The sequence below is a fragment of the Erwinia sp. genome, from assembly GCF_031978025.1.
Taxonomy (GTDB): domain Bacteria; phylum Pseudomonadota; class Gammaproteobacteria; order Enterobacterales; family Enterobacteriaceae; genus Erwinia.
This window is the reverse complement of the sequence record NZ_DALZCD010000161.1, coordinates 1-9741: the sequence shown is the minus strand read 5'-3', so window position 1 is coordinate 9741 and position 9741 is coordinate 1. Positions and strand designations below refer to the sequence as shown.

9 protein-coding genes are annotated in these 9741 nt (G+C 58.7%); 7 read left to right on the top strand and 2 right to left on the bottom strand.

The features are described from left to right. Positions 1-985: glucan biosynthesis protein (locus RTK32_RS13590; protein ID WP_312044790.1), on the bottom strand; the 985-nt coding region annotated here is incomplete at its 3' end. 270 nt (positions 986-1255) lie between these two features. On the opposite strand from RTK32_RS13590, the gene elaB reads away from it, so the two are divergent. The 6 genes from elaB to menE all read left to right on the top strand — a co-directional run bounded on the left by elaB (position 1256) and on the right by menE (position 7401). After that, positions 1256-1573: a stress response protein ElaB gene (gene elaB, locus RTK32_RS13585; protein ID WP_312044788.1), complete on the top strand. Its 318-nt coding sequence runs from the start codon at positions 1256-1258 to the stop codon at positions 1571-1573. A gap of 168 nt (positions 1574-1741) precedes the next feature. After that, a complete protein-coding gene (gene menD / locus RTK32_RS13580; RefSeq protein WP_312044786.1) occupies positions 1742-3382 on the top strand; it encodes a 2-succinyl-5-enolpyruvyl-6-hydroxy-3-cyclohexene-1-carboxylic-acid synthase in 1641 nt (546 codons plus the stop codon). Then, a complete protein-coding gene (menH, locus tag RTK32_RS13575) occupies positions 3379-4152 on the top strand; it encodes a 2-succinyl-6-hydroxy-2,4-cyclohexadiene-1-carboxylate synthase (protein ID WP_312044784.1) in 774 nt (257 codons plus the stop codon). Before menD ends, menH begins: the two co-directional genes overlap by 4 nt. Then, positions 4152-5006 carry a 1,4-dihydroxy-2-naphthoyl-CoA synthase gene (menB, locus tag RTK32_RS13570; RefSeq protein ID WP_312044792.1) on the top strand — a complete coding sequence of 285 codons (855 nt, stop codon included), beginning with the start codon at positions 4152-4154 and terminating at the stop codon, positions 5004-5006. Before menH ends, menB begins: the two co-directional genes overlap by 1 nt. Beyond that, positions 5006-6046, top strand: a complete 1041-nt coding sequence (gene menC / locus RTK32_RS13565) for an o-succinylbenzoate synthase (protein WP_312044782.1) — start codon at positions 5006-5008, stop codon at positions 6044-6046. Before menB ends, menC begins: the two co-directional genes overlap by 1 nt. Further along, positions 6043-7401 carry an o-succinylbenzoate--CoA ligase gene (menE, locus tag RTK32_RS13560; protein WP_409451096.1) on the top strand — a complete coding sequence of 453 codons (1359 nt, stop codon included), beginning with the start codon at positions 6043-6045 and terminating at the stop codon, positions 7399-7401. The genes menC and menE overlap by 4 nt, the downstream gene beginning before the upstream one ends. Before the next feature lie 315 nt (positions 7402-7716). On the opposite strand, the gene RTK32_RS13555 is transcribed toward menE, so the two are convergent. After that, a complete protein-coding gene (locus tag RTK32_RS13555) occupies positions 7717-9162 on the bottom strand; it encodes a catalase (RefSeq protein WP_312044779.1) in 1446 nt (481 codons plus the stop codon). Positions 9163-9375: 213 nt separating this feature from the next. Here RTK32_RS13555 and RTK32_RS13550 point away from each other — a divergent pair. After that, positions 9376-9741, top strand: a 366-nt coding sequence (locus RTK32_RS13550) for a molybdopterin-binding protein (RefSeq protein ID WP_312044777.1), incomplete at its 3' end; no start/stop codon positions are given.

The window sequence follows — 9741 nt, the reverse complement described above, 5'->3', positions numbered from 1 at the left end:
CATCCTGATAGGCGTTGAACGTCAGGCGCTGTGGGTTATTCAGCGGGCGGCAGATCCACTCGCCGCTGCCGGTCCACATTGCCAGACGATCGGAGTCGTGGATCTGCGGATGGATAGTGTCGCACATGCGGCGTTCATTGGTGCCGCAGCTGAACATGGTCGTCATGGGTGCGATGCCCAACTGGTCAATATCTTTACGGGCATAAAGGTGATTTTCCACCTCCATGACCACGCGATTGTCTTCGCAGTGAATCACAAATTTAAATGCGCCGGTGCAGCTTTCGCCATCCAGTAACGTATAGACGGTGAAGGTGGTGTCATCCGCTTTTGGCGTTTCAAACCAGAAGGCGGTGAAATCCGGGAACTCTTCTTTACTGCCAAAGGTATTGATAGCGACGCCGCGAGCGGAAAGACCATACTGGTAGGTATCATCCACCGCACGGAAGTAGCTGGCACCCAGGAAGGAGACGATATCGCGGCTGGCCAGTTCGGGTTTTTTAAACGCGCGGAAACCGGCGAAGCCTAAATCGGTTTTACCTTCCAGCTGTTTGGTATCGACATTAGCGTCGTGATAGTTAAACAGCTCGGGGCGGAAGTGAATTTCACGCGCCTGCCGATCGGCATCTACAGAGAACATGCGCAGACGGCGCTTGAACCCCATGCCGACATGGAAAAACTGAACGTCCAGCTTGCGATCGGCATTGCCGTTCCACAGTGAATGGTTCGCATCGTACTGAATTTCGTTATAGGCCTGCGGCGTCAGCGTAGCTAACGTCTCGGGCAGAGGCGCAGGCGCGCCACCGTAAGGTTTCTGCGCGAGGTTTGCAGCCATCTTTTGCAACACGTCAAAATCAAAACGCTTTGCCGTACCATCGGCGATGTCGGTGTCGGCCCAGGCGGCCTGCGCAAACAACGTCGACAAACCGGACATCCCGCTTACCGTAGCGAAAGCCATTGACGCCTTCATAAACATTCTTCGATTCATGCCAGAGTCATATCCTTTGCTGATCGGAACTGTAAAAACTATGCTGGACCTGCGGCTATAAAAGCCTTGTTTTAGCTGAATTGTGAGCGGGTCACAGGGTGTTACGACAGCTTGTGGCGTCAGAAATTCAGTCAGGCAAAATTTAGCAGATAAATCTGACAAAAGCAGGCATTTAGCGGTGACCACTATCAGTCGATTCCTGGGCGGATAAGCAAGCAAAGCGGCAAAAAGCGTCTATAGTTACTGCTATTATTCGCACAAGGAGATGTTATGGCTAAGACAACTGACGTACAAGAAATCGACACCCGCCTGGATGACGATCTGGCTCTGCTGACTGAAACGCTGGAGGAAGTGCTGAAATCATCTGGCGATCCGGCCGATCAGAAATATGCCGAGCTGAAAGCCAAAGCGGAAAAATCCCTGAACGAGGTTAAATCCCGCGTCAGCAACGCTTCTGATAACTATTACCACCGTGCTAAGCAAGTTGCTAACCGCGCTGACGAATACGTTCACGAGAAGCCGTGGCAGGGCATTGGCGTAGGTGCTACGCTGGGCCTCGTTGTTGGCCTGCTGCTGGCGCGTCGCTAAGCGATAGCGTTGGGCAAAGGCAGTGAAAACGGGCACCCTCAGGGTGCCCGTTTTGTTTTCGCCGGACCGGCTGCAAAACTGAAAAAGACGTTAATCCTGCCCTAAATCAACATCAGCCCGCCAGGGCGCTCTTATACTGCCCGCAGCTTGTTTGATCTGGAGTGGGCGATGTCACACCGTATCTTCAACCGCCGCTGGGCCGCCGTCATCCTGGAAGGCCTTACTCGTCACGGCGTGCAGCATATCTCTATTGCTCCCGGTACCCGATCCGCGCCGCTGACGCTGGAGGCCGCCGCAGGTCACCTTATCTGCCATACTCACTTTGACGAGCGCGGCCTCGGTTATCTGGCGCTGGGCCTGGCCAAAGCGACGTGCCGTCCGGTCGCGATCGTCGTGACGTCCGGCACGGCCGTTGCCAATCTTGCGCCTGCCGTTATAGAAGCCAGCCTTACCGGCGAGCGGCTAATCGTGCTGAGCGCCGATCGCCCGCCAGAGCTTATCGACTGCGGGGCCAATCAGGCCATCACCCAACCTGGTATATTCGCCAGCCACGCAGGCGGTGCGCTCAATCTTCCACGTCCTTCTGCGGATATTCCGGCTCGCTGGCTGGTTGCCGCCATTGATGCGCTGTTACAGCAGCATCCTACGGGTGCCGTGCATATCAACGTCCCTTTTGCCGAACCTTTATATGGTGAAGCGTCGTCAACGTTTCAGGCCTGGCATGATGCGCTGGGCGGATGGTGGCGTGAGAAAACGCCCTGGCTGAGCATACATGCAGAACGCGCCACGCCAGTATCAGGCAGTTGGCCGGGCTGGCGGCAAAAGCGTGGGGTAATTGTCGCGGGTAAAATCACGGCGCAGCAGGGCGTCGCGCTTGCTGAATGGGCAGACACATTGGGCTGGCCGCTGCTGGCGGATATCCAGTCCCATACCGGCGCGCCGTTTCCCTGCAGTGAACTTTGGCTGCAGGAGCCGCAGGCACGGCAGGCGCTCGAACGCGCAGACATCATTATCCAGTTTGGCGCGCGACTGACCGGCAAAAGGCTGACGAGCTGGCTGGCGACAGCGGAGCCGGCAGCCTACTGGCTTATCGATCCGCTGCCCGGCCATCTGGATCCCGCGCACCATCGCAGCCAGCGCATCGTGGCCGACATTGGCGAGTGGCTGGCCGCGCATAAGGCCGTTTCTCAACCCGCATGGTTACCCTCTTTGCAGGCGCTCGCGCTGGAAACCCACGCCGCAATGGCAGAAAAACTGCGGGAGTTTGGCGAAGCGCAGCTGGCGCAGCGGCTGGCGGAGCTGTTGCCAGAGCAGGGCGTGCTGTTTCTGGGCAACAGCCTGACCATCAGGTTAGCTAACGCCTTTGCCCGCCTGCCTGCAGGTTACCCGGTGTATGCCAGCCGGGGCGCCAGCGGCATCGACGGGCTAATCGCTACGGCGACCGGCATCCAGCGCGGCAGCGCCAGACCGTTGCTGGCGATTGTGGGCGACCTCTCGGCGCTGTATGACGTCAACAGCCTTGCGCTGACCGCCGGGCCGCTGGTGCTGATCGTGGTGAATAACGGCGGTGGGCAGATTTTTTCCCTGCTGCCAACGCCAGAAAAAGAGCGTGAGCGCTTCTTCACTCTGCCGCAGCAGGCCAGTTTCGCTAGCGCCGCCGCGATGTTCGGTCTGACTTACCATCAGCCAGCGGACTGGTCATCGCTGCGGGTCGCTGTCGAAGCGGGCTGGCGCAGCACAGCCGCTACGCTGATTGAGTTGAAGGTTGAGGCGGGCGTGCAGTGGCTGGCGGGAGGATGGGAAAAATGAGGCTACACGCGCGCTGGCAGGGCAGGCATCAGAGCGCTAAGCCGGTGCTGGTCTGGCTGCACGGCTTTCTCGGCAGCGGCCGGGAGTGGCAGCCGGTACAGGATTTTTTCAGCGACTGGCCGCAGCTGAGCATTGATTTGCCCGGTCACGGCGGGTCGCGTGCGCAGCGGGTCAGCAGCTTTGAGCAGCTTTCGGCGCGGCTGAACCTCACTTTGCATCACCATCGCGTTCAACGCTACTGGCTAATCGGTTATTCGCTGGGCGGTCGTGTGGCGCTTTATCATGCCTGTCGCGGTACAGGCCCTGAGCTGGCGGGCGTGGTGGTTGAAGGCGCGCATTTTGGCCTGGCATCGGCCGGCGAGCGGTCGCAGCGGCTGGCTGACGATCGACAATGGGCCAGCCTGTTCCGTCGTCAGCCGCTGCGGGAAACGCTGGATTTATGGTATCGCCAGCCGATATTCGCCGATCTGAATGAAGCACAGCGTAAACAGCTGATTGCCCTGCGCGCCGATAACGATCCTCAGGCGCTGGCCGCCATGCTGCTGAATACCTCACTCGCCCGTCAGCCCTGTCTACTGCCGGAAATCCAGCGCCTGTCCGGTTTCCACTATTTGTGCGGCGAGCACGATCTTAAATTCCAGCAGCTGGTCGCCCGGGCCGCGCTGCCGTTCACCACGCTGGCTGCGGCGGGCCACAATGCGCATCGGGCCTGCCCACAAGCTTTTGCTGCCGCTCTGGCGCAAAAACTCAACCCCGGAAAGGAGAGATGATGATTTACCCTGATGAAGCGATGCTCTATGCACCGGCAGAGTGGCAGCCGAGTGGCGACTATAACGATATCCTTTACCACAAAACGGCGGACGGCATCGCCAGGATCGCTATCAACCGGCCTGAAGTCCGTAACGCTTTCCGACCGCAAACCGTTAAGGAAATGCTTCACGCGCTGAGCGATGCGCGACACGATGAGCAGATCGGGGTGATTATCCTTACCGGATCGGGCGACGAGGCTTTCTGCGCGGGTGGCGACCAGAAAATTCGTGGTGATTACGGTGGCTATCGTGACGAAGCGGGTGTGCACCACCTTAACGTGCTGGATTTTCAGCGTCAGATCCGTACCTGTCCCAAGCCGGTAGTCGCGATGGTGGCAGGCTACGCGGTTGGAGGCGGGCACGTGCTGCATATGCTGTGCGACTTAACGATAGCGGCAGATAATGCACAGTTTGGCCAGACCGGCCCGAAAGTAGGCTCTTTCGACGGCGGCTGGGGAGCCGCTTATATGGCACGCATTGTCGGCCAGAAAAAGGCACGTGAGATTTGGTTCCTTTGCCGGATGTACAGCGCGCAGCAGGCGCTGGCGATGGGGCTGGTCAATACGGTCGTGCCGCTGGCCGGGCTGGAAAAAGAAACGGTGCGCTGGTGTCGGGAGATGCTGCAGAACAGCCCGATGGCGCTGCGCTGCCTGAAGGCTGCACTGAACGCCGACTGCGATGGCCAGGCGGGATTGCAGGAGCTGGCGGGCAACGCCACGATGCTGTTCTACATGACCGAAGAAGGACAGGAAGGACGCAATGCCTTTAACCAGAAGCGGCAGCCTGACTTCAGCCGCTTTAAGCGAAATCCCTGATGCGTCAGGTGACTGTTTTTAATTACAACATACCAATGGCTGCAGGAGTGGTACTCCGCGATCGGCAGGTAAAATCGCGACAGGGCCTGCTCGTCAGGCTGGAAGAGGCGGGGCGTGAAGGCTGGGGTGAGATAGCGCCGCTGCCCGGCTTTAGTGCGGAAACCATGCCGCAGGCACAGGCGGAAGCGCTACGCTGGTTACAACGCTGGCGTACGGGGGAGGAAACGGGGCGCGCTTTGCTGGCGTCATCGCTGTCACCCCGGTTATCGGGATCGCTTTCGTCGTCGTCGCCGTTACAGCATCATACTCCAGATCTGTCGCCTTCCGTGGCATTTGGCCTGAGCTGCGCACTGGCGGAACTGGCTGGCGTATTGCCTTCGACGGGCAACTATTCTGGCGCAATGCTTTGTACGGGCGATCCCGACGAGCTTATAGCTCAGTTAAGCCAGCTGTCGCAGCCGGTAGCCAAACTGAAAGTAGGTCTTTATGAAGCGGCGCGTGACGGCATAACCGCCTCGCTGTTGCTGGAAGCCGTACCGACGCTGATGCTGCGACTGGATGCGAACCAGCAGTGGAGCCTGGAGAAAGCCCGACAGTTTGCACGCTTTGTGCCGGCGTCTCTGCGTGCGAGGATCGCTTTTATTGAAGAGCCGTGCCGGACGCAGCAGGATTCTCGTCTTTTTGCGCAGGAAACGGGTATTGCGCTGGCCTGGGACGAAAGCAGTCGGATACCGGGCTACATTCCGGCTGCGGAACCTCATCTCAGCACCATTGTGATCAAGCCGATGCTTGTCGGCAGCCTGGTGGCGGTTTGCGAGACAATAACCCGTGCCGGGGAGGCCGGTCTGCAGGCGGTGATTAGCTCGTCGGTTGAGTCGAGCCTTGGGCTGACGCAGCTGGCGCGGATAGCTCACTGGCTGACGCCGGGCGTGGCGCCAGGTCTGGATACGCTTTCACTGATGCAACAGCAGCTGGTGCGCCCCTGGCCAGGGTCACCTTTGCCGCTGCTTACCTGCGAAAGTCTGGCGGTAACATGGTGATTATTGACTGTTGGCCCTGGCGATACTGGGCGCAACTTGCGCCGACCCGGCTCGCGCTGACGGTTGACCGGCGCGTTTACAGCTGGGCGCAGCTGGCAGAACAAATCGAGGCGCTGGCGGCCGGCTTCCACGCTCAGGGCGTGGGGGATGGGAGCGGCGTAGTGCTGCAGGCGGTCAACAGCGAACGGGCCGTGCTCGCCTGGCTGGCACTGCTGCGCTGCGGTGCACGCCTGGTGCCGGTCAATCCACGGCTGCCTGCCTGGCAGGTTGCAGCGCTACTGCCTTCGTTGAATGTGGACTATGCGCTGACGCTGAATGGCGAAGCACCAGCAAAGCTTCCCGCGTTAAAGATGATTGATAAAACCGGCCCAATCCCGGCTCGCTGGCAGCAGGCTAGTATTGCCACGCTGACCCTGACGTCTGGTTCTACGGGCGTACCGAAAGCTGCGGCGCACACCTTTAACGCACATTTTGCCAGCGCGCATGGCGTGACGACAAGGCTGGGCTTTGGGGCGGACGATAGCTGGCTGCTGTCGCTGCCTTTGTTTCACGTTTCCGGCCAGGGGATCCTCTGGCGCTGGCTTTACTGCGGCGCCAGGCTTGTGCTGAGCGAAAAAGAAAGCGGCCCGGAAACCACGTTTGCCTCGCTGGTGCCTACCCAGCTCTGGCGTTTGTTACAGCAGCCGACGCTGCGGTTGCGCACCGTTCTGCTGGGTGGTGCGGCTATTCCGCCCGCGTTGACCGCGCAGGCTGAGGCGCGCGGCATTGCCTGCTGGTGCGGTTACGGCATGACGGAAACCGCTTCGACCGTAGCGGCGAAAAGAGCGGATGGCAAACCGGGCGTGGGCGAGCCGCTGGCCGGTCACCGGATCGGGCTAAATAAAGGAGAGATAGCGATCCAGTCCCCGGCTTTAGCCTGTGGCTACTGGCAGAACGGGACGCTACGGCCGCTTGCCGATGAGGCAGGCTGGTTCCACACGCGTGATGGAGGTTTTCAGCAGGGCAACAATCTGGTGATTAGCGGGCGTCTGGATAACCTGTTTTTCTCGGCGGGCGAGGGTATTCAGCCGGAGCAGCTGGAAGCGGTGCTGGCGCAGCACAACACGGTAGAGCAGGTTTTTATCGTGCCGCAGCCTGACGAGGAGTATGGCCACCGGCCGGTTGCACTGGTGGCGCTTAAAGGGACGGCTTCTTTCGCGCCGCTTCAGGCCTGGGCGGCAAAAAAACTGGCCGGGTTTCAGCGCCCGGTACGCTGGTTCAGGCTGCCGGAGCTGAACGGCGGCGGCATTAAACCTTCCCGCCGGCAGCTGGCGGAGTGGGTTGTACAGCAGGGAAAACAGACATCAGGCTGCTGAAAAATGCCAATGCCAATGCCAATGCCAATGCCAATGCCAGCGCCAGTGCCAACCTCAACGTCTGGCGGAGAGCTGCCTTTATATAGTAACGCGAGCGACAAAGGCTAAGCGAACACGCGATCGTGCGGCAGACGGCCTGTCCTTGTTTCGGTCTGCCTCTGCGGCTGTTTACCCGCGCGATCGCCTGTCCCGGTAAGGGAAGCCATATCATCCGTCTTCCATTGCGGAAAATTCTTGCGTTGGCCGATACCGACGCTGGGAAATTTCCGGCACCGGCTATCCACTGACGATAACCGGGCCGGAAATATTCGGTCTTTAGCCCTGTTGAGCTTCTTTTAATGCCTGTTCCACGCCTGCACCATAGGCCGGATGCACCTGGTAAAACAGGGCGATCTGGCGCTGCTGGATAAATGCCGGGATCTGACGCAGTTCTCCGGCGATACGCTGGAACATACGCTGATGCTCTTCCTCACTCAGCAGGGTAAACAGCGCACGCGGCTGGGTAAAGTAGTCCTCATCTTCACGATGATTCCAGTGGTCGGCTGCGCCTTCCAGCGAGAGTGGCGGTTCGCTGAAATCGGGCTGCTCCTGAAACACGCTAAAGCTGTTAGGTTCGTAGGTCGCCCCGTTGCCGCTGTTGCCGTCCACACGCATTGCGCCATCACGGTGATAGTTGTGGAAAGGGCACTTGGGCGCGTTAACCGGGATCTGATGATGGTTAACCCCCAGGCGATAGCGGTGTGCATCGCCATAAGAGAACAGGCGGCCCTGTAGCATCCGATCCGGCGAAAAGCCGATGCCGGGCACCACGTTGGCCGGACTCATGGCGACCTGTTCCACTTCGGCAAAGTAGTTGTCCGGATTGCGGTTCAGTTCAAACTCGCCCACTTCAATCAGAGGATAGTCGGCGTGCGGCCAGACTTTTGTCAGATCGAACGGGTTATAAGGCGTGGAGGAGGCTTCGGCTTCCGGCATCACCTGCACGAAAAATTTCCAGCGTGGAAAATTGCCCTGTTCAATGGAGTCAAACAAATCGCGCTGCGAGCTTTCACGATCGCGGCCAATCAGCTGTGCGGCCTCATCATCCATCAGATTTTGAATGCCCTGTTCACTCCGCATATGGAATTTAACCCAGAAGCGCTCCTGCCGATCGTTGATGAAGCTATAGGTATGGCTGCCAAAACCGTGAATATGACGATAGGAAGCGGGCAGGCCGCGGTCGCTGAAATCAATAGTCAGCTGGTGCAGTGACTCCGGCAGCTGCGAGAAAAAGTCCCATTTGTAGGTCGGATTACGCAGGTTTGTTCGCGGATCGCGTTTCACCACGTGGTTCAGGTCAGGGAACTTCAGCGGATCGCGCAGGTAGAAAACCGGGGTATTGTTGCCGACCAGATCCCAGTTACCTTCTTCAGTATAAAATTTTAGTGAAAAGCCACGAATATCCCGCTCGGCATCTGCGCCGCCACGCTCGCCGGCAACGGTCGAGAAACGCATAAAAAGGTCAGTTTTTTTCCCCACCGCTGAAAAAATCTTTGCCCGACTGAACCGGGTAATATCCTGCGTCACGGTAAACGTGCCGTATGCCCCGGAGCCTTTGGCGTGCATGCGACGCTCCGGGATGACTTCGCGATCGAAGTGGGCCAGCTTCTCCAGGAACCAGACGTCCTGCAACAGCATCGGACCGCGGCGGCCAGCCGTCATTACGTTGTTATTATGGGCAACCGGCGCGCCTGCAGCGGTCGTCAGTCCTTTTTTAGTCATTTTCACGCATCCTCATTAACTGGGTGTTTACCTTTCAAAAAGGCCTTTTTAATCGTCGTTGGCTATTGTCGGGAATATAGTGCCGCTCGGGTCGATCGGCAGCAATCTGGCAGTGGCTATTGCTGCTATTCGCCGTATTGATGGTGAAATGACGTTGTAATTTCCTTCGAGGCTTCATACAGTTAAACAGGTCTGAACAATTCGGAGAAAAACATGATCAGAGTGGAAATGCTGTCCACCGGCGATGAAGTGCTGCACGGGCAAATCGTGGATACCAATGCGGCCTGGCTGGCTGAGTTATTGTTTCAACAGGGATTGCCCATGACGAGCCGCCAGACCGTTGGCGACAGTATGGAAGAACTGGTCAGCGTGCTCATCGAACGCAGCAAGGTCGCGGACGTGCTGATCGTCAACGGCGGCCTGGGGCCGACCAGCGATGATTTGAGCGCGGTCGCGGCGGCAAAAGCGGCAGGCGTCGGGCTGGTCATGCAGGAAGAATGGCTGGCAAAGATGGAGGCATTCTTTGCCGGACGGGGCCGGAAAATGGCCGACAGCAACCGCAAGCAGGCGGAAATCCCG

What these genes read in the sequence shown, in the direction of transcription:
- elaB (WP_312044788.1), top strand. Translation starts at nt 1,256, where the DNA reads ATGGCTAAGACAACTGACGTACAAGAAATCGACACCCGCCTGGATGAC.
- menD (WP_312044786.1), top strand. Translation starts at nt 1,742, where the DNA reads ATGTCACACCGTATCTTCAACCGCCGCTGGGCCGCCGTCATCCTGGAA.
- menH (WP_312044784.1), top strand. Translation starts at nt 3,379, where the DNA reads ATGAGGCTACACGCGCGCTGGCAGGGCAGGCATCAGAGCGCTAAGCCG.
- menB (WP_312044792.1), top strand. Translation starts at nt 4,152, where the DNA reads ATGATTTACCCTGATGAAGCGATGCTCTATGCACCGGCAGAGTGGCAG.
- menC (WP_312044782.1), top strand. Translation starts at nt 5,006, where the DNA reads ATGCGTCAGGTGACTGTTTTTAATTACAACATACCAATGGCTGCAGGA.
- RTK32_RS13555 (WP_312044779.1), bottom strand. Translation starts at nt 9,162, where the DNA reads ATGACTAAAAAAGGACTGACGACCGCTGCAGGCGCGCCGGTTGCCCAT.